The sequence below is a fragment of the Pantoea sp. RSPAM1 genome (assembly GCF_038816185.1).
Classification (GTDB): Bacteria; Pseudomonadota; Gammaproteobacteria; order Enterobacterales; family Enterobacteriaceae; genus Pantoea; species Pantoea ananatis.
Window position 1 is genome coordinate 3,640,701 of record NZ_CP046137.1, and the last position, 24,721, is coordinate 3,665,421.

Consider the following 24,721-nt stretch of genomic DNA (forward strand, 5'->3'; position numbering starts at 1 on the left):
TTCGTTTTCGACTAAGTAGCGCTGCAAATGCTGTGCCACATTGCGTTCAGTTAGCCTGCGTGCCCTTTATTCAAAACTACCGCCCGCCTGATTTTTAGCTGCAACCGGACGCGACGCTCAAAAAAAGAAATTGCACCAATAACTCTCACGTTGCGTCTTAATGATCAGCGCCCTGCCCTAAATAAGCGCAAAAAGGGAAGCAATAGGCTAATTATTCCCCTGTGATATTAAAAACACGTCATTTAAAAAGGCAGGCAGCCATTGGATAGTTTTTTTAAAATCAGAACCAAAGAAATTACTAATTGCTATCGTTCCCGTCATGCCGCCATAGTGAATTACAGAATTAAATAACTAACCCTTTTCTGTTTAATGTGAGCAAGCCCATGACATTTAACTGGAACTATATGTTCAGTCTGTTTAGCGACGCTAACTTTTGGCTGGCGACCTGGACCGTCATCAAACTGAGCCTGCTGACCTGGGGAATGAGTATTATCGCGGGATTTATTCTGGCGCTGGCCAAGCAGTCACGCCATCCTTTGTTGACGCTGCCTGCCCGATTTTATATCTGGCTCTTTCGCAGCCTGCCCCTACTGGTTCTGCTGATTTTTGTTTACAACCTGCCACAGGCAGTGCCCGCCACGTCGGCGATATTGAGCGATCCGTTTTGGGCCGGGTTTATCGCGATGACCATTTGTGAGAGCGCCTACATCGCGGAGATTCACCGCGGCGGGCTGTTGTCAATTCCCAGGGGGCAGAGCGAGGCTGCCCGGGCACTGGGACTGCGCTATGCCGGTATTCAGTGGCGCATTATTATTCCGCAGGCCCTGCGTGTAGCCTTGCCAGCGCTGGCAAACGAATACATCGCGATCGTGAAGCTGACGTCGCTGGTCTCTGTTATCTCACTTACCGAAATTTTGATGGTCGGCCAGCGGCTTTACTCGCAGAACTTTCTGGTCATGGAAACCATGGCTGCCGTGGCCTTCTATTACGTGCTGATCGTCACCGTCTTTGACTTCCTGTTAAAGCAGCTGGAGCGCTATCTTGACGTCACGCAGCGTCAGCCTTCCGGCAAACCCGATGCGCAACTGTTCGACCTCGCACAACGCACGGCGGTGAACCCGGTTCGTCAGGCAGTGCACGACAGCGGGCCCGCGTTGCAGGCCCTGCGTCTTCATAAGGCTTACAACAATGTTGAAGTACTGGGCGCAGTGAACCTGCAGATCCACGCTGGTGAGGTGGTCTCGGTGATCGGGCCGTCAGGCTCGGGAAAAACCACGCTGATTCGCCTGCTGAATGGCCTGGAGCAGATCGATAACGGTGAGATTCGTATTAACGGAAAACCTTTTATTCACCTTCGTCAGCAGGGAGAACAACGTAAGCCACGCGTCATTGAGCATACCGAGCACCGCCTCAACATTGGGATGGTTTTTCAGAGCTTCAACTTGTTCAGCCACCTCAACGTCATGGATAACCTGATGCTGGCGCCGCGCTATCACAAGCTCGCGCCTGCCCAGGCCTTAAAGCAGCAGGCAGCCGCGCTGCTTTTCAAAGTCGGCATGCTCGAACATGCGTGGAAATACCCTCATCAGCTTTCCGGTGGTCAGCAGCAACGCGTGGCTATTGCACGCGCCTTAATGATGCGACCCCAAATCATGCTGTTCGACGAACCCACGTCAGCGCTGGATCCTGAAAAAGTGAATGAAGTCCTTCAGGTGATTGAAGCCCTGGCAAGCGAAGGCATCACCATGGTGATCGTGACCCATGAGATGAACTTTGCCTTCAAAGTTTCTGACCGAATTGTCTTTATGGAAAAAGGGCGCGTGGTCTGTGACGACGCACCCCAGGCGCTGCGCGACGGCCAGCATCCGCGCGTGGAAGCATTTCTGAAGGATGTCTCGCTGGCGTAACGATGTATTCAACACGAGGGCACGACCATGATTGAACAGTGGCAGGTAGATCAGTATCACCAGCAGGGATTTCTGGTAGTTGAAGATGTCCTGACAAGCGAGGAAATCGCCGCGCTGCAGCACGATTTTGACCAATGGGTTGAGGAAAGCCGTAGCCAGAGTGCCCCCTGGGGCGATACGCAGGATGGCCGTTCGCGTTTCGACATTGAGAGCGATCACAGTGCCGAACATCCTTCTTTGCGTCGCGTGAGCTCACCAAACGACATCTCGGCCGCCTATCGCCATGCGGCACTGCAGTCACGAATGGCGCAGATTGCCGGGCAGTTAATTGGTGGCAGTGGCGCACGCTATCATCACAGCAAGATCAACTCGAAGCTGCCCCATACCGCAACGAAAGTGGAGTGGCATCAGGATTTCCTGTTCACCCCACACAGTAACGACGATATTGTGACCGCGCTGCTAATGGTCAGTGAGGTTACGCCGGAAAATGGCCCGCTAAACGTGGTGCCGGGCAGCCATCGTGGACCACTGTATTCGCACTGGCAGGACGGGCGTTTTACCGGGGCCGTCGAGCCTGCGGTGGTGAAAGAGCAGTGTCAGCAGCCCAGCGCCTGCTTTGGTCCCTCCGGGTCCGTGTGCTTTATGCACACAAGGTTGCTGCACGCCTCCAGCCCCAATGAAACCGAGTGGCCGCGCACCCTGTTTATCGCCGTGTACGCGGCGGAAGACGCGCTGCCTTTCGGTGAAAACCCCTTGCCCAGCCCGGATGCCGGAACGCTGGTTTATGGTGACGAAAGCGGCATGGTCCGCAGCACCCCTAATGAACTTCGCCTGCCGCAGAAACCGCGCGGGGCCTCGTTCTTTGTTCAGCAGGCAGGTCAGGATCTTGCCAACGTCTGATTGCGCCTAACAGAGAGATAATAATGATGAAAACATGTGTATTAAGTCTGCTTGCCGCAGGCGCTGTCCTGGCGTCATTTAACGCCTCAGCCTTTTTACAACCAGGTAAAATCATCGCCGGATCGGATATGACCTTCTTTCCGTATGAATACATGAAGGATAATAAACCCGCTGGCTTTGACATTGAGTTTCTGGATGGTCTGGCAAAAGTGATGGGCCGTCAGGCCGTGAATATTGATACCCGTTTTCCTAACCTGATCACCGGTTTACAGAGTAACCGGTTCGATATCACTAACTCGTCGATGTATATCACCGCCGAACGCATGAAAGTGATCGACATGATTCCCTACCTGAAAAGCGGCGAGGCTATCCTGTCGCTGAAGGGAAGTGATTATCAACCCAAAACGCCTGAAGCATTCTGCGGCCATAAAATTGGCTCGATGGGCGCCACCTCATGGCTGCAGCAGTTGCATAAACTGTCCGATGATTACTGTGTGAAAAACGGTAAGCCCCCTATCGCGATCAGCGAATATGCGACCGATCCTCAGACGACCCAGGCGATGCTTTCCCATGCGGTGGAAGCGCAGATCACCGATGCCGCAGTGGCGCGTGGCGTTGTCCAGAAGCTGGGCGATCGCATCCAGATATCTTCCACCACGCTCATCTATCCCGTCTTAAACGGTTTCGGCGTGAAGAAGGACAATACGGAGGTGAAACAGGCCCTGGTTGCGGCGCTGGAAGCCTACAGTAAAACGCCAGAGTATGCCGCACTGCTCAAAAAATACCATTTTGAAGCGCCGACGGCGGACGATCTCAAGACCTTGATGCCTAAGCCTTAATCTCAAACGCGTGCCGGGCACGCGTTCATTTTCAGGAGGTAATATGGCGCTTTCGTTCGAAGAACAAACGCGTATCGATCTGGCGGCAGCCTTCCGCATTATTGCCCACCTGGGCATGCATGAGGCGGTAGCGAATCATTTCAGTGCCGCTGTTTCACCGGATGGTAAGCAGTTTCTGATGAACCCAAAGTGGAAACACTTTTCACGCCTTCGCGCCAGCGATTTACTGCTGCTCAATGCTGAAGATGCATCCTGTGCTGAGTGGGATGATGTTGATGCCACCGCCTGGTCCATTCATGGGCAAATTCATCAGCGGCTGCCAGAAACCCGGGTCGTGATGCATCTGCATCCGATTTACACCACCAGCGTTGCCTGCCTGGCGCAGCCGCACATTCCGCCTGTCGATCAAAACAGCGCGCGCTACTTCAACCGCATCGCGGTAGATACGTTATACGGTGGCATGGCCGATACGAAAGAGGAAGGCGCACGTCTGGCCAGCCTGCTGACCGATAAGCGCCGTCTGTTAATGGGCAATCACGGCGTCATGGTTACCGCCCAGACCATTGGCGAGGCCTTTGATGACATCTGGACGCTAGAGCGCGCCTGCCAGATTTTGGTCACCGCCTGGTCTACCGGGCAACCCTTGAAAGTTCTGAGCGATGAGGTCGCGGAGAAAACGGCCCGCGACTGGGAAGGTATTCCCGACTTCTCTCTGCGGCATTTCGAGGAGATGAAGCAGTTGGTGATTGAGGCCGATCCCGCTCTGTGCGACTGAGCGCTGCCACGCACGGTGGTCACGCAGGTGACAGCAACAGAGACAGCGCGTGGCGACAGCCTTCTGCCGCCACGCGCCTGCCGCCCGGAAGCGATTACGCTTCTGAAGCGGGATGCGTTTTTATCCAGTGCTCGGCAATCTGCTGCCGGGTACAGATCCACACATCCTTATGCTGCTGAATGTGGTCAAGGAAGTTTTGTAGCGCGCGGAATTTTCCCGGGCGCCCTAACAGGCGGCAGTGCATCCCCACCGACATCATTTTAGGCGCGGTCTCGCCCTCTTCATACAACACGTCGAACGTATCGCGCAAATATGTGAAGAACTGCTCTGCAGTGTTAAAGCCCTGGGGCGATGCAAAGCGCATATCGTTACATTCGAGCGTATAGGGAATGATCAGATGCGGTTTTACCGTACCATCCTGACAGGTAACCTGTGTCCAGAAGGGCAGATCGTCGCCATAATAGTCGCTGTCGTAACTGAATCCGCCCTGTTCGACCACCAGACGACGCGTATTCGGGCTGTCGCGTCCGGTGTACCAGCCCGTCGGCGCCTGACCAAACAGATCCGTTAACACATCCACCGCCTGCTGCATGTGCTGACGCTCGGTTTTAGCATCGATGCCCTGATAGTGGATCCAGCGCCAGCCGTGACTGACCACGTCGTACTTCGCCTGTTTAATGGCGTTTACGATTTCCGGATGACGCGCCAGCGCCATCGCCACACCGAACACGGTGAGGGGTAATCCTCGCTTCTGAAACTCGTTATGAATGCGCCAGAAACCGGCCCGGGAACCGTATTCGTACAGCGATTCCATCGACATGTGACGATCGGGATAGCTGGCGGCACCAATGATGTCAGACAGGAACTGCTCTGACCCCGTGTCGCCATGTAATACGCTGTTCTCGGCCCCTTCCTCGTAGTTAAGCACAAACTGCACCGCCACCCGCGCTTTTTTGGGCCAGGCCGCATGAGGAGGATTCGCGCCATAACCGATGAGATCGCGCGGGTAATTTTTATTGAAGCTGTAGGTTTTCTTATCCTGGCTTTCAGTCATAACTTGCATCCTGTCGGTGAACGGGAACATCTGCTTAGTTTAGGTGCTGAAAGGCACCCGAGAGGGGTTTGTGTAAAGGATAAGCCAAATCGCCCTGTTTGCTGGTACCAAATCCCAGCGCCACCAGCGATTCCACCATTTTTACCGCCGCACTGACGCCATCAATCACCGGCATCTCCAGCTCCTGTGTGAGCGATGCCGCCAACGTTGCCATGCCGCCGCAGCCTAGAACAATCGCCCCACAGCCATCTTCCCGTTTTGCCTGGATACAGCGCTGGCGCACTTTCTCCTGTGCCAGCCCGCTGCCATCCTCCAGCGCCAGCACGGGTAAATCGATAGCATGTAAGGCCGCACAATGGTGGGTAAAGCCATACTGTTGAAGTAAATGTCGCGCGATGACCAGCGTGCGCGGCAACGTGGTGACGATCGAGAAACGCGTTGCCACCAGCGTGGCCGTATGCATGGCCGCTTCTGCGATGCCGATGACCGGACCGCTGGCCAGTTCACGTGCCGCCAGCAGCCCCGGATCGCCAAAACAGGCAATCACGTGACCACTGACGCCCTGTGCTCTGCCAATTTTCACCTGCTCCAGTACGCCTATCGCCGCAATCGCCTCATCGAAATGCCCTTCGATGGAGGGCACGCCCTGCGAAGGGCACACGGCGAGGATGTCCGTACCGGGCGCGGCAACAGCGCGAGCTGCCTGAGCGATGGTTTCCGTCATCGCCCGGCTGGTATTGGGATTGATAACCTGAATCAGGCTCATGATACAGCTCCTTTGTGACCCGAAAATAACCGGGTGAAATCGGGCAAGGTTTCACCGCCGCGTTCGAAATGCAGGCTGGAAACAATGTGCTCAAAGTGGTGCTGCAGTGAGTCAGTGAGCGGCACCAAGGCCTTTTCACGTAGCAGCTGTAACAAACGATCGTGATCATCACAGCGACAACCACGTTGCCACGGCGCGCCCCACGCGGCAATCACCAGAGACGATCGCTGCGCCAGGCGCGTAACAAGATCGGTTAACACCTGATTGCCGGAAATCGCCTGCAGCTGAATATGAAATGCCGCCGAGAGACGAATCGCCGCAGGGCCATCGTAATGTTCGATGGCCGCCTTTTCCTGGGCGACCAGCGCAGCCAGCCCGGCAAGGTGAGGCGGCTGCATATGTTCCAGCACAGCGGGAAGATTGGCGCACTCGAGTAAACAACGGGTACGGAATATATCACGGGCTTCATCAACGCCGGGCGTAGCAACATGTGCACCACGTTTGGGCGTAAGCGTAACCATTTGCACCGCAGCAAGGCGCTGCAACACTTTACGGATGCCCGTGCGGCTGACGCCGAAGACCTCTGAAAGCGCCTCTTCCGGCAATTTGCTGCCGGGCGGCAGTTGGTGTTCGACAATGGCGTTCATTAACGCCTGATAGATAGGTTCATCTTTATCATGCAGATCGGCCGCCGTTCTCTGGCCTTTTTCACTCTTCATTACCTGCTCCGGTAAACAGCGTTGCGTCACTTATCGTATACGTTAAAAATAAATTTTGTATACAAAAAACAAATTTGGCCTGGATCCTGCAAAGTCATTTCACAAGGTTATTTTATTCGTGTCTTTGAGAGGAGCAGGTTTCATGCCAAATCATTCAACGGTGGGTAGCACATCGGCCTCTGAAGCCGGGAAAGCATACAGTCCAAAGCTCTGTAATGAAGACCTGGCACCTACGCGCCATCAAAACTGGTCCTGGTACAACATCTTTTCTTTCTGGATGTCGGACGTACACAGCATGGGCGGCTATGTGGTAGCGGCGAGCTTCTTCACGTTGGGCCTGGCGAGCTGGCAGGTGCTGCTCTGCCTGCTGGCGGGGATCTGCATTGTTCAGCTCTGCGCCAACCTGGTCGCTAAACCGAGCCAGATGGCCGGTGTGCCTTATGCGGTTATTTGTCGTCAGGCATTTGGTGTCTTCGGGGCTAATATTCCGGCAGTGATCCGCGGCCTGATTGCATTTGCCTGGTACGGTATTCAGACCTGGCTGGCAGCAAACGCGCTGATGCTGGTGCTGCTGAAGTTTTATCCGTCGCTTGAAAGCCTGACCCACAGCCACTGGCTTGGTTTATCGCAGCTGGGCTGGTACTGCTTTGGCGTGATGTGGGTTCTGCAGGCTATGGTCTTCTGGCATGGCATGAGTGCGATTAAGCGCTTTATAGACATCGCAGGCCCCGCAGTGTATGTGGTGATGCTGGCACTGGCGGGTTGGATTGTATACAAAACAGGTTTTGACGGTATCTCCTTTACGCTGGCCAGCAAGTCGCTGTCGGCAGGTGAACAAACCTGGCAGATGATTACGGCAACGGCATTAGTGGTGTCTTACTTCTCAGGCCCGCTGCTGAACTTTGGTGACTTTTCCCGCTATGGCAAAAGCATGGGCGAGATCCGCCGGGGTAACCGCTGGGGACTGCCCTTCAACTTTCTGCTGTTCTCCATCGTGACCGTTGTCATTGTGTCGGGCACTCAATCCCTGTTTGGCAAGATGATTACCGATCCTATTGAAACCGTCAGCATGGTCGGCAGCGATTTAGCCGTGGCGATTGGCTTACTGACCATGATCACCGCAACGATCGGTATCAACATCGTGGCGAACTTTGTCTCGCCTGCTTTCGATTTTTCAAACTGTTCGCCGCAGAAAATCAGTTTCCGCACCGGTGGCATGATTGCGGCAGTCGGATCGGTCCTGCTCACACCGTGGAATCTGTTTCAGTCTCCTGAGCTGATTCACTACACGCTCGACGTACTGGGTTCGTTTATCGGGCCGCTGTTTGGCATTCTGTTAGCTGATTTTTATCTGATTAAGGGCGGCCGTATTTCAGTAGACGATCTGTTTGATGCCACACCGCAGGGGCGCTACTGGTATCGCGGTGGATTCAACCCGAAGGCCATCATCGCTTTGCTGCCCTCAGTCGCTATCTGTCTGGTGATCAGTTTTATCCCTTCCCTGCATCAGGTGGCCAACTTTAGCTGGTTTATCGGCGTGGCGCTGGCGGCAAGCTGCTACTGGTTAGTGGCGCGAGAAAAGCAAGTGGCTGAAAACGAAGTTACGATTCCGTCTGGTGCCGTCGTGATGCAGAAAGAGTAAGTTCTGCTGGCCAGGGTGGTGCTAATCCGCCTGTCCCGACGAGGGCGGATTGACAAGTTCGGTCCCGGCATCCCAGGCATGAGGGATACATCAATGTCTGACATGCCAGACTGGCAGGAAGCGGCAGCGCAACCAACGATAGCAAGTAAAGACAGGCTGGCAGGAGAAAGGCGAAAATGCGCGGGTACCAGAAAGCAAAAACGCCATGCTGGTAACCAGCATGGCGTCGAAATTTGGCGGAACGGACGGGGCTCGAACCCGCGACCCCCTGCGTGACAGGCAGGTATTCTAACCAACTGAACTACCGCTCCGCGCTTTGTTCCCCGTCGGGAACGAGGCGCATATTAATCACAACATGAGTACGCGTCAACGCTTTTCCCTGTGCGACATTCTGTTTGCTGCTATTTTCGCCCCAATGTTGATTTTACACACAAATCTTTGCGACTCAGGCGCGCCACAGACAGCTGCCGCCCTTCTTCATAATCAGATCTAACCGGGACTCATGCTGGTTAACTTCCTCATCGCTGGCGGTAACCACACGCAATCCCGAGCTGGGGCGAGCAATACGCTGAATACCTTCGCTCTGCTGCTGACGTGCTCGTTCCTCTTCCGATGAGAACGACAGCGAAGTTTGCCCGCCGGTCATCGTTAAGAAAACTTCGGCCAGTATCTCGGCATCCAGCAGTGCGCCGTGCAGCGTACGCTTGCTGTTATCTATTTCGTAACGTGAGCACAGCGCATCAAGGCTGTTACGCTTGCCGGGAAACATACGGCGCGCCATTGCCAGGCTGTCGGTAATCTTGCAGAAGGTTTCGGTTTTCTCGATACCGCGCTGCAGTTTACCGAATTCGTAATCCATAAAGCCGATATCAAACGACGCGTTATGAATGACCAACTCCGCACCGCGGATGTAATCGAGAAACTCATCGGCAATATCGCTGAAGGTCGGCTTATCCAGCAGGAATTCATCGGCGATACCGTGAACGCCAAACGCTTCCGGATCCACCAGCCTGTCGGGCTTGAGATACATATGGAAGTTATTGCCGGTCAGGCGACGGTTAATGACTTCGACGGCACCAATCTCAATGATGCGGTGACCTTCATAATGTACCCCGATCATATTCATACCGGTGGTTTCAGTATCGAGAACAATTTGACGGTTATTTGCAGTGCTCATAGGCCTCGTTTTATGTCAGACTTGGCGTTTTGTCAGAAGGAAGTCTACCAGAGATGCGTAAACAGGTAGAGATTTTCACCGATGGATCTTGTCTCGGCAACCCGGGTCCCGGTGGTTATGGCGCAATTTTGCGTTACGGGCAGCATGAAAAAACCTTCAGTGCAGGTTATCGCCTGACCACCAATAATCGCATGGAGTTAATGGCGGCCATCGTGTCACTGGAAGCCCTGACGCAACCCTGCGATGTGGTGTTAAGTACCGACAGTCAGTATGTGCGCCAGGGTATAACACAATGGATACACAACTGGAAAAAGCGTGGCTGGAAAACGGCTGAGAAGAAGCCGGTTAAGAACGTCGATTTGTGGCAACGGCTGGATACCGCGCTCAGCACACACCAGATTCAGTGGGAATGGGTTAAAGGCCATGACGGCCATCCCGAAAACGAACGCTGTGATGAACTGGCGCGCAGCGCAGCGAACAATCCGGCCTTTGATGATATTGGCTATCAGCCAGAATCCTGATCTTTGACGTGTCGGAACTGGCGCGTCGCGTTGACCGTCTGGGGCAATTGTCTTTTGCTCAGGCTCAACCGCGCCTTGGTAGGCGTAAGGGGAAAACTTCGTTTACGCGCCACAACAATGTTCAGGCAACCTAACGCGGGAAGATGGGCGCTGATCATTTTCCCCCCCTGCCGATGCCAGGGCAGCACCTGGAAACGCGTGCGGTAAACCACTTCGTAATTTAGCAAGCCCAGCCAGTCCAGTAATCGCATCTGACTAAACATTCGACTGCTCCAGGGCGCTTTACGCTGGATGCCCGGCACCATCTTACTGATGCCCAGCAGACTGAACGGATTAAAGCCACTGATGATCATCCAGCCGTCATCGATCAGAACGCGATCAACCTCGCGCAATATCCGATGCGGATCCTGACTCCAGGATAACGTGTGGGCCAGTAAACAGGCATCAACAGACTTCGATTCAAACGGCAGCTGTGCCGGATTTGCCAGCACCTGTAGCTGTCCCCCTTCAGTGCCTACACTGACCTGATGTGAGATAGCACAATTTTCCGTATTGATTTCTGCGCTGAGGTTGCCAAGCTTAAGCATATGAAAGCCGTACAGCTTTCCCAGGTAAGGCTGAAGCTGCTGTGTAAGCGCATCGCGGAAATAGACGCCCCAGGGCATATCGTGCCATGAGCGTGGCGCGTTCAGGATTTGGCGTGTTTTAGCGGGCTTCATGCTTTACCATTTTCCTTTTTATACGGCCAGCGAGAGGTATCTATGAATCTTACCAGTATTCCTGCATTACAAGATAACTACATCTGGACGTTAACAGATGACAACGGAAAATGCCTGATTGTCGATCCCGGTGAAGCTCAGCCGGTACTGGAGAAGATCAAAGCTAACGGCTGGCAGCCTGAAGCGATTTTGTTAACCCATCATCATAATGACCACACAGGCGGTGTTAAAACCCTCTGCGAACATTTTCCTGACATTGCCGTTTATGGTCCGCAAGAAACAGCGAACAAAGGTGCAACCATTCGGGTTAGCGAAGGGGATAAATTTAACGTTCTGGGCCTGTCTTTCGAGGTTATCGCTACGCCGGGACACACTTTAGGACATATCTCATATTACAGTTCGCCTTATCTTTTCTGCGGTGACACTCTGTTTTCGGGCGGCTGCGGTAGATTATTTGAAGGTACGCCAGAGCAAATGTTTGAGTCTTTTCAGAAGCTTAACCAACTACCAGAGGATACCCTGGTGTGCTGTGCACATGAATATACTTTATCCAATTTGAAGTTTGCTGCTGCAATTTTACCCCACGATCCGCAAATAACGGCTGAATACCATAAAATTAAGGACTTACGGGCCGAAAATCGCATTACTTTACCTACAAAACTGGCTCACGAGCGTGTGATAAATTTATTTCTCAGAACGCAAGATCCTGATTTACAACATGCTTTGAGCGTTGATTCAGAGGTAGAGCCTGTATGGAAGACATTTGCGGTTCTACGCGAGAAGAAAGACCATTTTTGATTTTTCAGGTTGTGTTGTGAAGGACCGTCACGTATAGTTGCTCGTCTTTTAAGCGAACTATTGACACACACATGAAGGCTAAAGCGATATTACTCGCCTCGGTCTTGCTGGTAGGATGTCAGGCATCACGGAATGACGCCAATATCCCCGAACAGCATGCACAGAGTCTGTCTTCAGCTGGTCAAAGTGAAAATGGAAAGTACGGTGATCGACTTTTATCGCCGCGATGGCAGGAAGATGGAACTGGCCTCGCAGAAGATAGTGATCTCTGGAGTTTCATTAGTGACGAGTTGAAGATGGGGATTCCGGAAAACCCCCGGATCCGCGAACAGAAATTAAAGTTTTTAAAAAATAAGAGCTATCTCCACGATGTAACATTACGGGCAGAGCCGTACATGTACTGGATAGTCGAGCAGATTAAGAAACGTAAGATGCCGATGGAACTAGTACTGCTACCCATAGTGGAGAGCGCTTTTGATCCTCACGCAACGTCATCTGCAAATGCCGCTGGCATCTGGCAGATTGTTGGCAGTACGGGTCGAAACTATGGTTTAAAACAAAACCGTTACTACGATGGTCGACGCGATGTAGTCGCTTCAACCAAAGTAGCGCTGGATATGATGCAGCGTCTAAATACCATGTTCGGTGGTGACTGGCTTCTGACAGTTGCGGCCTACAACAGTGGCGAAGGACGTGTGCTCAAAGCGATTAAGCAGAACAAGGCACGCGGTAAGCCTACCGACTTCTGGCATCTTTCGCTTCCACGTGAAACCACGGTTTATGTGCCAAAAATGTTGGCCTTGAGCGAGTTGCTTAAGAACAACAAGCGTTACGGTATCAAACTGCCGACGCCTAACGAAAACCGTGCACTGGCACGCGTTGAAGTGGGTCAGCAGATTAAACTGACGCAAGCCGCTGAAATGGCCGGTATGTCGCTCACTAAGTTGAAGAGCTTCAATACCGGGTACAAAGGCGGTGCGACAGCACCTAATGGGCCACACTACATTATGGTGCCGAAAGCTAACGTCGCACAGTTGCGGGATTCACTGGCTTCTGGTGATATCTCTGCAGTGCAGCCCACCCAACTGGCGAAGGCCAGTAATGATGGTGGCTACAAAGTGCGAAGCGGCGATACCCTGTCGGGCATTGCCAATAAGTTAGGCGTCAGCGTTACCACACTGAAGCAGCAAAATAACCTGCGCAGTGCCAGCATTCGTCCGGGTCAGATACTGACCGTTGGTTCGAACGGCACGAGCCTGGCGGATAATGGCAACAGCATCACCTATCGTGTTCGTAAGGGTGATTCTCTTGACAGTATCGCCCGCCGTCACGGCGTGAATATTAAAGACGTGATGCGCTGGAACAGTGTTGTGAGTAGCGCAAAAGATATTCAGCCTGGCGATGAGCTAACGTTGTTTGTTAAGAATAACGCAACGCCAGATACCTGATACGTTGAAAAGGCTGACAAATGTCAGCCTTTTTTCTTATTCGATTCTACTGCGCTTTGCATGATCTTCTGGCGTTTCGCCCTCTCCTCCTGACAGAATGCCTCTCCGCGATTCCCCTCACCGACTGGCGTTAAATTCGACCAGTAAAGGATTATGATCGGATGCGCGCGTCACCAGCACTGACGCCTCACTAACGTGCATGTCGCGATAGAAGACGAAATCTAACGGCCGGCCAAAGGCTTTACGTCGATGGTCCGCGGTGAACATCACCTCTTCCAGCTGCATCTGATGAGCAAACCGGTAAAGCGCGTTAATCCGTTGACGACTCCACGCATTGAAATCGCCAGCCATGATAACCGGACCACGGTGGTGAACGATCTGTTCGCCAATAGGCCCAAGTTGTTTACTGTAGACATCCACGCCCAGACTAAAGTTTACGGCATGAATGTTGACGACCATAAGCGTTTCACCCGTGGGTAACGGATAGGCCGTGACTAAAGCCGATTTAGAGAGCCTCAGAAGCGGCTCTCGCTCGCGCAAAGGGCAACAGTAGACTGGGTGAGCGGAAGCCAGTGTCATCACGCCAGAGGGATGCTGCGGCAACACGAATGCCGGAACCTGATCGGCCGCCAGATAGTTGCTGGTCGCAAACCGGATAAGCTCGGGCGTGGTTTGCGCTTCCTGGAGCAGAACCAGATGCGCATCTTTACCAAAGCCTTCCAGTACGGACATCCAGTCGGCACGCTGCTGTTTAAAGATATTCCATACCAGCACTTTAAGATTGGGGTGAGCGGGGAGCGGCGCGCCGGGAGGCAGCGCCTGGCCGAGATGAAACATTGCACCCGGGGGAAAGATCCTCTCCGCTGGCTGTCCGGCTACATATCTCATCGCGTAGGTTTTTTTGCGCACTTTCCCGCCTGGCTAATCGTTCAAAAAGTCGTATGACTTATCTGTTATAGGGATTTTAGTACGCGGTTTCAATGGATGCTGCCGATTGTTCCAAACCCGCTCTGTTTATTTTAATCATAACGGGCTGTATTGATACGCTGCCTTGTGGGCCGTTCCGCTCAAGCGCGGCATAATTCATCATCTGTCTTATCGGGAAAAAGCCTTTCGCGTCAAGGGGCCTGGTCAGTGCTGTGCTTTAATAACTGTTCTATCGGCCTACAGGCCATTTGGCGTGAAGAGACACCATGAAGGCATCGTCTGAAGAACTGAAAGTATTTGTGAGCGTGGTTGAAAGTGGAAGCTTCAGCCGGGCTGCCGAGACCTTAGAGATGGCCAACTCTGCCGTAAGCCGCACGATTAAGAAGCTGGAAACTAAGCTGGGGCTGGCTTTACTTACGCGAACGACCCGCAATCTTGCATTAACGCAGGAAGGGGAACGTTATTTTCAGCAGGTCCAACATTTTCTTCAGGTGATGACCGCGGCGGAAAACGAGTTGATGGAAAGCCGTGATGTGCCCAAAGGGCTGTTGCGGATAGACGCAGCTACGCCAGTCATATTGCATCTCATCATGCCGATGATAAAGGCCTTTCGGGAGCGCTATCCGGACATCGCGCTTTCGCTGATTTCTTCTGAAAACTTTATCAACCTGATTGAGCGAAAAGTCGATGTGGCAATTCGGGCAGGCAGCCTGACGGATTCTGGTCTCAGAGCGCGACTGCTTTTTATCAGCTATCGCCGTCTCATTGCGTCTCCCGACTATTTGAAAAAACACGGTATACCTTTGCGGGCGGCCGATCTGGATAATCATCAGTGTCTTGGTTTTATTGATGCACCGCGTCTTAATCGTTGGCCTGTGGCCTGTGAGAGCGGCGAACTTTATGGCATTCGTTCTGAGCTCGATTCAAACAGCGGAGAGACCATCAAGCAGCTTTGCCTGGAAGGGAATGGTATCGCCTGTCTGTCAGATTACATGGTGCATAAAGAAATTGAAGAAGGCCGCCTGGTGGAGATCATGGCCGATCAGCGTTTGCCGGTTGAGATGCCCTTTAACGCCGTATATTACAGCGATCTCGGCGTAACCCAGCGCGTGCGTGCCTTTATTGATTTTCTCAGTGAGTGGGTGCTCAGACAGCCCTGGCATGTGCAGAACGATTTGCAGCAACACCTCTCTATAAAGCCCTGAAGGCTGCGCTCGTTACAGACTTTGAGGCGTTGCAGTATGAAAGAGTAATGGCAATTATTTTGGCTCAGAAATGGAAAAAGCCCTGACTGTTAAGTCAGGGCTTTCCAATTAAGTGGCGGAACGGACGGGGCTCGAACCCGCGACCCCCTGCGTGACAGGCAGGTATTCTAACCAACTGAACTACCGCTCCACCGATTCTGTACTGACGTCAGAAAAACGTTCTGATATCAGGTATATCGCCCTTCCGCGTCACCGGTAAGGTCACGACCAGCGTACTGGTCTCAATTTGATGCCTTGCAGTTTATGAATCACGCTGTGATTCACCCTTCGGGCCGCTGCCTCGCAGCGTTCAAAAGCGTTCGCTTTTGTCCTACTCTGTTGAGTAGTGAACTGCCCGAAGTCACGTGCAGGTCGTTCAATTTGATGCCTGGCAGTTCCCTACTCTCGCATGGGGAGACCCCACACTACCATCGGCGCTACGGCGTTTCACTTCTGAGTTCGGCATGGGGTCAGGTGGGACCACCGCGCTACAGCCGCCAGGCAAATTCTTTGTGCCGAAACGCCTCTTTTACACCGTGACCGCGTTGCCATCGCTCAGCCACACCGGTCACATACTTCTGTATGCTCCCGCTGATGTCTTCGCTCTGCGCCTTGTCACGCCGCAAAATCGTGCGTTTCCGCAGATTCTTTATCCGGGAAACAATGCTGAAAATTCTCTGTCTCTCAACCAAAACGCCTCTGGCGTTGTAAGGTTAAGCCTCACGGGTCATTAGTACCGGTAAGCTCAACGCATCGCTGCGCTTACACACCCGGCCTATCAACGTCGTCGTCTTCAACGTCCCTTCAGGAGCCTTAAAGGCTCAGGGAGAACTCATCTCGGGGCAAGTTTCGTGCTTAGATGCTTTCAGCACTTATCTTTTCCGCACTTAGCTACCGGGCAGTGCCACTGGCGTGACAACCCGGACACCAGCGGTGCGTTCACTCCGGTCCTCTCGTACTAGGAGCAACCCCCCTCAATTCTCCAGCGCCCACGGCAGATAGGGACCGAACTGTCTCACGACGTTCTAAACCCAGCTCGCGTACCACTTTAAACGGCGAACAGCCGTACCCTTGGGACCTACTTCAGCCCCAGGATGTGATGAGCCGACATCGAGGTGCCAAACACCGCCGTCGATATGAACTCTTGGGCGGTATCAGCCTGTTATCCCCGGAGTACCTTTTATCCGTTGAGCGATGGCCCTTCCATTCAGAACCACCGGATCACTATGACCTGCTTTCGCACCTGCTCGAGCCGTCACTCTCGCAGTCAAGCTGGCTTATGCCATTGCACTAACCTCCTGATGTCCGACCAGGATTAGCCAACCTTCGTGCTCCTCCGTTACGCTTTGGGAGGAGACCGCCCCAGTCAAACTACCCACCAGACACTGTCCGCAGCCCGGATTACGGGCCTACGTTAGAACACCAAACATTAAAGGGTGGTATTTCAAGGTTGGCTCCACGCAGACTGGCGTCCACGCTTCAAAGCCTCCCACCTATCCTACACATCAAGGCTCAGTGTTCAGTGTCAAGCTGTAGTAAAGGTTCACGGGGTCTTTCCGTCTTGCCGCGGGTACACTGCATCTTCACAGCGATTTCAATTTCACTGAGTCTCGGGTGGAGACAGCCTGGCCATCATTACGCCATTCGTGCAGGTCGGAACTTACCCGACAAGGAATTTCGCTACCTTAGGACCGTTATAGTTACGGCCGCCGTTTACCGGGGCTTCGATCAAGAGCTTCTCCTTGCGGATAACCCCATCAATTAACCTTCCGGCACCGGGCAGGCGTCACACCGTATACGTCCACTTTCGTGTTTGCACAGTGCTGTGTTTTTAATAAACAGTTGCAGCCAGCTGGTATCTTCGACTGCCTTCAGCTCCACCCGCGAGGGGTTTCACCTACCGACAGCGTGCCTTCTCCCGAAGTTACGGCACCATTTTGCCTAGTTCCTTCACCCGAGTTCTCTCAAGCGCCTGGGTATTCTCTACCTGACCACCTGTGTCGGTTTGGGGTACGATTTTGTGTTACCTGATGCTTAGAGGCTTTTCCTGGAAGCAGGGCATTTATCACTTCAGCACCGTAGTGCCTCGTCGTCACGCCTCAGTGTAAAGTGAACCGGATTTGCCTGGAACACACACCTACACGCTTAAACCGGGACAACCGTCGCCCGGCTGATATAGCCTTCTCCGTCCCCCCTTCGCAGTAACACCAAGTACAGGAATATTAACCTGTTTCCCATCGACTACGCCTTTCGGCCTCGCCTTAGGGGTCGACTCACCCTGCTCCGATTAACGTTGAACAGGAACCCTTGGTCTTCCGGCGACAAGGTTTTTCACCTTGTTTATCGTTACTTATGTCAGCATTCGCACTTCTGATACCTCCAGCATGCCTCACAGCACACCTTCGACGGCTTACAGAACGCTCCCCTACCCAACAACACATAGTGTCGCTGCCGCAGCTTCGGTGCATGGTTTAGCCCCGTTACATCTTCCGCGCAGGCCGACTCGACCAGTGAGCTATTACGCTTTCTTTAAATGATGGCTGCTTCTAAGCCAACATCCTGGCTGTCTGGGCCTTCCCACATCGTTTCCCACTTAACCATGACTTTGGGACCTTAGCTGGCGGTCTGGGTTGTTTCCCTCTTCACGACGGACGTTAGCACCCGCCGTGTGTCTCCCGTGATAACATTCTCCGGTATTCGCAGTTTGCATCGGGTTGGTAAGCCGGGATGGCCCCCTAGCCGAAACAGTGCTCTACCCCCGGAGATGAGTTCACGAGGCGCTACCTAAATAGCTTTCGGGGAGAACCAGCTATCTCCCGGTTTGATTGGCCTTTCACCCCCAGCCACAGGTCATCCGCTAATTTTTCAACATTAGTCGGTTCGGTCCTCCAGTTAGTGTTACCCAACCTTCAACCTGCCCATGGCTAGATCACCGGGTTTCGGGTCTATACCCTGCAACTTAACGCCCAGTTAAGACTCGGTTTCCCTGCGGCTCCCCTATACGGTTAACCTTGCTACAGAATATAAGTCGCTGACCCATTATACAAAAGGTACGCAGTCACACCACGAAGGTGCTCCCACTGCTTGTACGTACACGGTTTCAGGTTCTGTTTCACTCCCCTCGCCGGGGTTCTTTTCGCCTTTCCCTCACGGTACTGGTTCACTATCGGTCAGTCAGGAGTATTTAGCCTTGGAGGATGGTCCCCCCATATTCAGACAGGATACCACGTGTCCCGCCTTACTCATCGAACTCACAGCCTGTGCACCTTTGTGTACGGGAGTATCACCCTGTACCCTGCGACTTTCCAGACGCTTCCACTGATGCACAAGCTGATGATGGTTCTGGGCTCCTCCCCGTTCGCTCGCCGCTACTGGGGGAATCTCGGTTGATTTCTTTTCCTCGGGGTACTTAGATGTTTCAGTTCCCCCGGTTCGCCTCATACAGCTATGTATTCACTGCATGATAGTGTGACGAGTCACACTGGGTTTCCCCATTCGGGTATCGCCGGTTATTGCGGTTCATATCACCTTACCGGCGCTTATCGCAGATTAGCACGCCCTTCATCGCCTCTGACTGCCAGGGCATCCACCGTGTACGCTTAGTCGCTTAACCTCACAACCCACAGGCGTTTATCTGTTTTACCGTAACGGCACCACAGTTAGCTTGTAAGCTGTAAGCTTTTGAGAGACTCGAACACATTGTCATCATTCTTTATTACGGAAGAATGCGACGCCGTGTCGTTTCAAATTTTCAGCTTGTTCCGGATTGTTAAAGAGCAAATATCTCAAACGTGACCCTGAGGCCAGTTTTGAGATACTTTGTGGAGACACCTTTCACCTGTCACCAAGCAAGTGGCGTCCCCTAGGGGATTCGAACCCCTGTTGCCGCCGTGAAAGGGCGGAGTCCTAACCGCTAGACGAAGGGGACACATACGCGTGTCTCGACTTCGCAGCCGTCTTGCTTCTTTATCTTTCTATCAGACAATCTGTGTGAGCACTTCGCGGGAAAGTATCTTCAGGTAAGGAGGTGATCCAACCGCAGGTTCCCCTACGGTTACCTTGTTACGACTTCACCCCAGTCATGAATCACAAAGTGGTAAGCGCCCTCCCGAAGGTTAAGCTACCTACTTCTTTTGCAACCCACTCCCATGGTGTGACGGGCGGTGTGTACAAGGCCCGGGAACGTATTCACCGTGGCATTCTGATCCACGATTACTAGCGATTCCGACTTCACGGAGTCGAGTTGCAGACTCCGATCCGGACTACGACGCACTTTATGAGGTCCGCTTGCTCTCGCGAGGTCGCTTCTCTTTGTATGCGCCATTGTAGCACGTGTGTAGCCCTACTCGTAAGGGCCATGATGACTTGACGTCATCCCCACCTTCCTCCGGTTTATCACCGGCAGTCTCCTTTGAGTTCCCGACCGAATCGCTGGCAACAAAGGATAAGGGTTGCGCTCGTTGCGGGACTTAACCCAACATTTCACAACACGAGCTGACGACAGCCATGCAGCACCTGTCTCACGGTTCCCGAAGGCACTAAGGCATCTCTGCCGAATTCCGTGGATGTCAAGAGTAGGTAAGGTTCTTCGCGTTGCATCGAATTAAACCACATGCTCCACCGCTTGTGCGGGCCCCCGTCAATTCATTTGAGTTTTAACCTTGCGGCCGTACTCCCCAGGCGGTCGACTTAACGCGTTAGCTCCGGAAGCCACTCCTCAAGGGAACAACCTCCAAGTCGACATCGTTTACGGCGTGGACTACCAGGGTATCTAATCCTGTTTGCTCCCCACGCTTTCGCACCTGAGCGTCAGTCTTCGTCCAGGGGGCCGCCTTCGCCACCGGTATTCCTCCAGATCTCTACGCATTTCACCGCTACACCTGGAATTCTACCCCCCTCTACGAGACTCAAGCCTGCCAGTTTCAAATGCAGTTCCCAGGTTAAGCCCGGGGATTTCACATCTGACTTAACAGACCGCCTGCGTGCGCTTTACGCCCAGTAATTCCGATTAACGCTTGCACCCTCCGTATTACCGCGGCTGCTGGCACGGAGTTAGCCGGTGCTTCTTCTGCGGGTAACGTCAATCAGTAAGGTTATTAACCTCACTGCCTTCCTCCCCGCTGAAAGTACTTTACAACCCGAAGGCCTTCTTCATACACGCGGCATGGCTGCATCAGGCTTGCGCCCATTGTGCAATATTCCCCACTGCTGCCTCCCGTAGGAGTCTGGACCGTGTCTCAGTTCCAGTGTGGCTGGTCATCCTCTCAGACCAGCTAGGGATCGTCGCCTAGGTGGGCCATTACCCCGCCTACTAGCTAATCCCATCTGGGTTCATCCGATAGTGAGAGGCCCGAAGGTCCCCCTCTTTGGTCTTGCGACGTTATGCGGTATTAGCCACCGTTTCCAGTGGTTATCCCCCTCTATCGGGCAGATCCCCAGACATTACTCACCCGTCCGCCACTCGTCACCCGAGGAGCAAGCTCCTCTGTGCTACCGTCCGACTTGCATGTGTTAGGCCTGCCGCCAGCGTTCAATCTGAGCCATGATCAAACTCTTCAATTTAAAGTTTGATTTGCTGCAACCAGTGCAGCGATGCTCAAGGAAAACGTCGTAATGAATTTATTACGTGTTCACTCTTAAGACTTGATATTTTTTACGTCCGGAGACGCTGATATCAATCCTGCGAGTGCCCACACAGATTGTCTGATAAATTGTTAAAGAGCGGTGCGAACAGCGGGTTAACCGTCTGTCGCGAGGTGGCGTATATTACGCTTTCCTCCTTCAGAGTCAACCTCTTTTTTCAGAAGTTTTTCTCCGACGGAAACTCCTGAGAGCCTCCTGCTGAACACCGCGTTACGTAAGCCGTTATGCCGTGTCAGTGGAGGCGCATTATAGGGAAGCTTTCACAGAGCGCAAGTGCAAATTTGCACTTTTTTGCTGTTCGTCTGAAATTTGCACAAAGGGGCTGTTTTACGCGCTTTTAATACGTGCAGGTAACTCGGCAAGACTCTTTATTACCCAGTCAGCCAGCGCCTCACCTTCAGCCGTGACCGGCTTACCGCTGCGCACAAGGACTTTCTTCCCTACGCCGGCTGCCTCGGCGGCCTGCATATCTTCCAGTTTGTCACCTACCATATAAGAAGCCGCCATATCGATGTTAAGCTCTTTTTGCGCGGACAGTAACATTCCTGGCTGAGGCTTACGGCAGTCACACTGCTGGCGATATTCTTCAATCGACGCGTCGGGAAGGTGCGGGCAGAAATAGATCCCATCAAGGTCGATATCCCGATCGGCCAGCGACCAGTCCATCCACTCGGTTAGGCGCATAAACTGATCTTCGCTAAACATACCGCGAGCAATACCAGACTGGTTAGTCACGACAACCAACGCAAAACCCATCTTCTTTAACTGTTGCAATGCTTCAATGACGCCATCAATAAACTGGAAATTATCGATTTCGTGGACGTAGCCGTGATCAACATTGAGGGTGCCATCGCGATCGAGAAAAATGGCCGGGACTTTATTCGTCACGTAAAAACTCCTGCTATAAAAAATTGCCGATCAGTATCGCACGATTGCTATTAAAGGGAGAATGCCTGATTGAATCACTTCCATTGATTTAGACGTCTGGATGCCTTACCATCCATCCAGCTTATGCATGCTTTCAGTGATGAGAGCACACCAGACCACGGACAATGCAAGACGATAACAAATAACGTAATGATTAAATTAGAAAATATTACCAAAGTGTTCCAGCAAGGTTCGCGATCGATACAGGCATTATCGAACGTCAGCCTGCACGTACCTGCCGGGCAAATCTATGGCGTCATTGGTGCATCCGGTGCCGGTAAAAGCACGCTCATTCGTTGCGTGAATCTGCTTGAACGCCCAACTTCCGGCCGCGTGCTGGTTGACGGTGCAGACTTAACGGCGCTGGGCGAACGGCAACTGACTCAAGCCCGCCGTCAGATCGGCATGATTTTCCAACACTTTAACCTGATGAACTCACGCACGGTTGCGGGCAACGTTGCGCTGCCGTTAGAGCTGGGTCAGCTCTCTCGTGAGGAAATTAAAAAGCGTGTGATCGAGCTACTGGATCTGGTCGGCCTGGCTGATAAACACGACGCCTGGCCAGCAAATCTTTCCGGTGGTCAGAAACAGCGCGTCGCTATCGCGCGTGCGCTGGCAAGCAACCCCAAAGTCCTTCTTTGTGATGAAGCCACCAGCGCGCTCGATCCGGCAACAACCCGTTCAATTCTTGAATTGCTCAAAGATATTAACCGTCGTCTTGGCCTGACCATTCTGCTGATTACGCATGAGATGGATGTCGTAAAACGCATCTGCGATCAGGTCGCAGTGATAAGCCAGGGCGAGCTAATTGAAAAGGACAGCGTGAGCGAAGTCTTCTCGCATCCTAAAACGCCGCTGGCACAACAGTTTATCCAGTCAACGCTGCATCTGGATATTCCGGACGATTATCAACAGCGCCTGTCACCTGAAGCAGGCCCAGACAGCATGCCCTTACTGCGTATGGAATTCACCGGGCAGTCTGTCGATGCACCTTTACTGTCTGAAGCCGCGCGTCGTTTCAATATCAACAACAACATTATTAGTGCGCAGATGGATTATGCCGGCGGTGTGAAGTTCGGCATCATGCTGGCGGAAATTCACGGCAGCGAAAGCGATACACAGGCCGCGATTCAGTGGCTGCAGGAACATCACGTAAAAGTAGAGGTACTAGGTTATGTCTGAAGCGATGATTGCGTTGCTGGGGCGCGGCGTGTGGGAAACGTTGATGATGACCTTTGTCTCTGGCTTTTTCGGCTTCGTTCTGGGTTTACCGGTAGGCGTCCTGCTCTATGTGACCCGTCCGGGTCAGATTCTTGAAAACAAAGGTTTGTATCGGGTGCTGTCGGCGTTGGTCAACATCTTCCGCTCCATTCCCTTTATTATCCTGCTGGTCTGGATGATTCCGTTTACTCGCGTCATTGTTGGCACCTCTATTGGCTTGCAGGCCGCCATTGTGCCACTGACCGTGGGTGCAGCGCCCTTTATTGCTCGTATGGTTGAGAACGCCCTGCTGGAACTGCCAACCGGATTGATCGAAGCGTCACGCGCCATGGGTGCCACACCGATGCAAATCGTGCGAAAAGTGCTGCTGCCCGAAGCCCTGCCCGGCCTTGTCAATGCGGCCACCATCACGTTGATTACGCTGGTCGGCTACTCTGCTATGGGCGGAGCCGTGGGCGCGGGCGGTCTGGGACAGATTGGCTACCAATACGGTTATATCGGATATAACGCGACAGTGATGAATACGGTATTAGTGTTATTAGTCGTTTTGGTGTATCTCATACAATTCTGTGGCGACCGCATCGTGCGTGCTGTGTCCCATAAATAAGCAAGCAATATCACTATTAAGGAAAGGACATGTCTTTCAAATTTAAAAAAATTGCCGCTGTGGGTGCATTAATTGGCGCGATTGCGCTGGCAGGATGCGATCAAAAAGCCAAAGATCCAAACCACATTAAAGTGGGCGTGATTGTCGGCGCAGAACAGCAGGTTGCTGAAGCGGCGGCTAAAGTCGCTAAAGATAAGTATGGCCTGGATGTTGAACTGGTCACCTTTAACGACTACGTGCTGCCTAACGAAGCACTGAGCAAAGGTGACATTGATGTGAATGCCTTCCAGCATAAACCGTATCTGGATCAACAAATAAAAGATCGTGGTTACAAGCTGGTATCCGTTGGTAACTCTTTCGTTTATCCGATTGCGGGCTACTCGAAAAAGATCAAATCACTCGATCAACTGCAGGACGGCGCGCAGGTTGCCATTCCTAATGACCCAACTAACCTTGGTCGTTCGCTGCTGCTGCTGCAGAAAGTGGGCCTGATTAAGCTGAAAGACGGTGTGGGCCTGCTGCCAACCTCACTGGATATCGTTGAGAATCCGAAGCACCTGAAGATTGTTGAGCTGGAAGCGCCACAGCTGCCACGTTCGCTGGACGATCAGCAAATTGCACTGGCGGTCATCAACACGACTTACGCCAGCCAGATCGGCCTGACACCGGCGAAAGATGGCATCTTTGTTGAAGATAAAGACTCACCGTATGTGAACCTGATTGTTGCGCGTGAGGACAATAAAGACGCAGAAAACGTGAAAAAATTCGTGCAGGCTTATCAGTCTGACGAGGTCGCGGATGCGGCGAACAAAGTCTTTAACGGTGGTGCGGTTAAAGGCTGGTAATTCAGCCTCCCATCTCTCCTCAGGGCGGCTTATAGCCGCCCT

The 24,721-nt window shown here is 52.8% G+C and carries 19 protein-coding genes, 3 tRNA genes and 3 rRNA genes; 12 read left to right on the top strand and 13 right to left on the bottom strand.

Features of this window, described 5'->3' with window-relative positions; genetic code table 11:
- Positions 1-383 precede the first annotated feature (383 nt).
- Genes GKC68_RS17695 through GKC68_RS17710 form a run of 4 tightly spaced genes read left to right on the top strand, consistent with a single transcriptional unit; the run spans position 384 to position 4,421 of the window.
- Complete coding sequence (locus GKC68_RS17695) at positions 384-1,907, top strand: amino acid ABC transporter permease/ATP-binding protein (protein ID WP_028724106.1); 1,524 nt, start codon at positions 384-386, stop codon at positions 1,905-1,907.
- A 27-nt stretch (positions 1,908-1,934) separates the two neighbouring features.
- Positions 1,935-2,807: a phytanoyl-CoA dioxygenase family protein gene (locus GKC68_RS17700; RefSeq protein ID WP_028724107.1), complete on the top strand. Its 873-nt coding sequence runs from the start codon at positions 1,935-1,937 to the stop codon at positions 2,805-2,807.
- A 23-nt stretch (positions 2,808-2,830) separates the two neighbouring features.
- Positions 2,831-3,646, top strand: a complete 816-nt coding sequence (locus GKC68_RS17705) for an ABC transporter substrate-binding protein (RefSeq protein WP_028724108.1) — start codon at positions 2,831-2,833, stop codon at positions 3,644-3,646.
- A 43-nt stretch (positions 3,647-3,689) separates the two neighbouring features.
- Positions 3,690-4,421, top strand: coding sequence for a class II aldolase and adducin N-terminal domain-containing protein (locus tag GKC68_RS17710; RefSeq protein WP_028724109.1), 732 nt, complete (start codon positions 3,690-3,692; stop codon positions 4,419-4,421).
- Positions 4,422-4,515: 94 nt separating this feature from the next.
- On the opposite strand, the gene puuE is transcribed toward GKC68_RS17710, so the two are convergent.
- Genes puuE through GKC68_RS17725 form a run of 3 tightly spaced genes read right to left on the bottom strand, consistent with a single transcriptional unit; the run spans position 4,516 to position 6,960 of the window.
- Positions 4,516-5,475 carry an allantoinase PuuE gene (gene puuE / locus GKC68_RS17715; RefSeq protein ID WP_058705634.1) on the bottom strand — a complete coding sequence of 320 codons (960 nt, stop codon included), beginning with the start codon at positions 5,473-5,475 and terminating at the stop codon, positions 4,516-4,518.
- 34 nt (positions 5,476-5,509) lie between these two features.
- Positions 5,510-6,241 (bottom strand): allantoin racemase, encoded by a 732-nt coding sequence (gene hpxA / locus GKC68_RS17720; RefSeq protein WP_064366706.1) that lies wholly within the window; start codon positions 6,239-6,241, stop codon positions 5,510-5,512.
- Positions 6,238-6,960: a GntR family transcriptional regulator gene (locus GKC68_RS17725; protein WP_264228542.1), complete on the bottom strand. Its 723-nt coding sequence runs from the start codon at positions 6,958-6,960 to the stop codon at positions 6,238-6,240. The genes hpxA and GKC68_RS17725 overlap by 4 nt, the downstream gene beginning before the upstream one ends.
- Positions 6,961-7,102: 142 nt before the next feature.
- Here GKC68_RS17725 and GKC68_RS17730 point away from each other — a divergent pair, with 142 nt between their 5' ends.
- A complete protein-coding gene (locus tag GKC68_RS17730) occupies positions 7,103-8,602 on the top strand; it encodes an NCS1 family nucleobase:cation symporter-1 (protein WP_047715404.1) in 1,500 nt (499 codons plus the stop codon).
- A gap of 234 nt (positions 8,603-8,836) precedes the next feature.
- Here the strand turns inward: GKC68_RS17730 and GKC68_RS17735 are convergent.
- Together GKC68_RS17735 and dnaQ are read right to left on the bottom strand one after the other, a co-directional pair.
- Positions 8,837-8,913: transfer RNA gene (locus GKC68_RS17735), tRNA-Asp, on the bottom strand.
- 134 nt (positions 8,914-9,047) lie between these two features.
- Positions 9,048-9,779 (bottom strand): DNA polymerase III subunit epsilon, encoded by a 732-nt coding sequence (gene dnaQ, locus GKC68_RS17740; RefSeq protein WP_014606539.1) that lies wholly within the window; start codon positions 9,777-9,779, stop codon positions 9,048-9,050.
- A 53-nt stretch (positions 9,780-9,832) separates the two neighbouring features.
- Here dnaQ and rnhA point away from each other — a divergent pair, with 53 nt between their 5' ends.
- Positions 9,833-10,300, top strand: coding sequence for a ribonuclease HI (rnhA, locus tag GKC68_RS17745; RefSeq protein ID WP_342656376.1), 468 nt, complete (start codon positions 9,833-9,835; stop codon positions 10,298-10,300).
- Here rnhA and GKC68_RS17750 read toward each other — a convergent pair.
- Positions 10,285-11,019, bottom strand: coding sequence for a class I SAM-dependent methyltransferase (locus GKC68_RS17750; RefSeq protein ID WP_342656377.1), 735 nt, complete (start codon positions 11,017-11,019; stop codon positions 10,285-10,287). The two genes, rnhA and GKC68_RS17750, sit on opposite strands and share 16 nt — an antisense overlap.
- 42 nt (positions 11,020-11,061) lie before the next feature.
- Between GKC68_RS17750 and gloB the strand changes: the two genes are divergently transcribed.
- Together gloB and mltD are read left to right on the top strand one after the other, a co-directional pair.
- Positions 11,062-11,817: a hydroxyacylglutathione hydrolase gene (gloB, locus tag GKC68_RS17755; protein ID WP_342656378.1), complete on the top strand. Its 756-nt coding sequence runs from the start codon at positions 11,062-11,064 to the stop codon at positions 11,815-11,817.
- Between the two features lie 71 nt (positions 11,818-11,888).
- Entirely contained in the window at positions 11,889-13,265 is a 1,377-nt protein-coding gene (gene mltD, locus GKC68_RS17760; protein WP_110145998.1) for a murein transglycosylase D, read from the top strand.
- Between the two features lie 117 nt (positions 13,266-13,382).
- Here the strand turns inward: mltD and GKC68_RS17765 are convergent, their stop codons facing one another.
- Complete coding sequence (locus GKC68_RS17765; protein WP_014606543.1) at positions 13,383-14,174, bottom strand: endonuclease/exonuclease/phosphatase family protein; 792 nt, start codon at positions 14,172-14,174, stop codon at positions 13,383-13,385.
- Positions 14,175-14,458: 284 nt separating this feature from the next.
- Here GKC68_RS17765 and yafC point away from each other — a divergent pair, with 284 nt between their 5' ends.
- Positions 14,459-15,397: a DNA-binding transcriptional regulator YafC gene (gene yafC / locus GKC68_RS17770; RefSeq protein WP_264239130.1), complete on the top strand. Its 939-nt coding sequence runs from the start codon at positions 14,459-14,461 to the stop codon at positions 15,395-15,397.
- Positions 15,398-15,510: 113 nt separating this feature from the next.
- Here yafC and GKC68_RS17775 read toward each other — a convergent pair.
- The 6 genes from GKC68_RS17775 to gmhB all read right to left on the bottom strand — a co-directional run bounded on the left by GKC68_RS17775 (position 15,511) and on the right by gmhB (position 21,967).
- Positions 15,511-15,587: transfer RNA gene (locus GKC68_RS17775), tRNA-Asp, on the bottom strand.
- A gap of 235 nt (positions 15,588-15,822) precedes the next feature.
- Positions 15,823-15,938, bottom strand: a 5S ribosomal RNA gene (rrf, locus tag GKC68_RS17780).
- 207 nt (positions 15,939-16,145) lie between these two features.
- Positions 16,146-19,049: ribosomal RNA gene (locus tag GKC68_RS17785) — 23S ribosomal RNA — on the bottom strand.
- 240 nt (positions 19,050-19,289) lie between these two features.
- Positions 19,290-19,364 (bottom strand) — tRNA-Glu (locus tag GKC68_RS17790).
- Positions 19,365-19,456: 92 nt separating this feature from the next.
- Positions 19,457-20,998: ribosomal RNA gene (locus tag GKC68_RS17795) — 16S ribosomal RNA — on the bottom strand.
- Together the 16S, 23S and 5S rRNA genes with 2 tRNA genes alongside form the textbook arrangement of a ribosomal RNA operon.
- 408 nt (positions 20,999-21,406) lie before the next feature.
- Positions 21,407-21,967 carry a D-glycero-beta-D-manno-heptose 1,7-bisphosphate 7-phosphatase gene (gene gmhB / locus GKC68_RS17800; RefSeq protein ID WP_028722797.1) on the bottom strand — a complete coding sequence of 187 codons (561 nt, stop codon included), beginning with the start codon at positions 21,965-21,967 and terminating at the stop codon, positions 21,407-21,409.
- Positions 21,968-22,156: 189 nt separating this feature from the next.
- Here gmhB and metN point away from each other — a divergent pair, with 189 nt between their 5' ends.
- The 3 genes from metN to GKC68_RS17815 are packed head-to-tail and all read left to right on the top strand — an operon-like array spanning position 22,157 to position 24,679.
- Positions 22,157-23,188, top strand: a complete 1,032-nt coding sequence (gene metN / locus GKC68_RS17805) for a methionine ABC transporter ATP-binding protein MetN (protein WP_028722798.1) — start codon at positions 22,157-22,159, stop codon at positions 23,186-23,188.
- A complete protein-coding gene (locus GKC68_RS17810; RefSeq protein ID WP_006117788.1) occupies positions 23,181-23,834 on the top strand; it encodes a methionine ABC transporter permease MetI in 654 nt (217 codons plus the stop codon). Before metN ends, GKC68_RS17810 begins: the two co-directional genes overlap by 8 nt.
- Positions 23,835-23,863: 29 nt before the next feature.
- On the top strand, positions 23,864-24,679 hold the full coding sequence (locus tag GKC68_RS17815) for a MetQ/NlpA family lipoprotein (protein WP_014592975.1): 816 nt from the start codon (positions 23,864-23,866) through the stop codon (positions 24,677-24,679).
- Positions 24,680-24,721 lie beyond the last annotated feature (42 nt).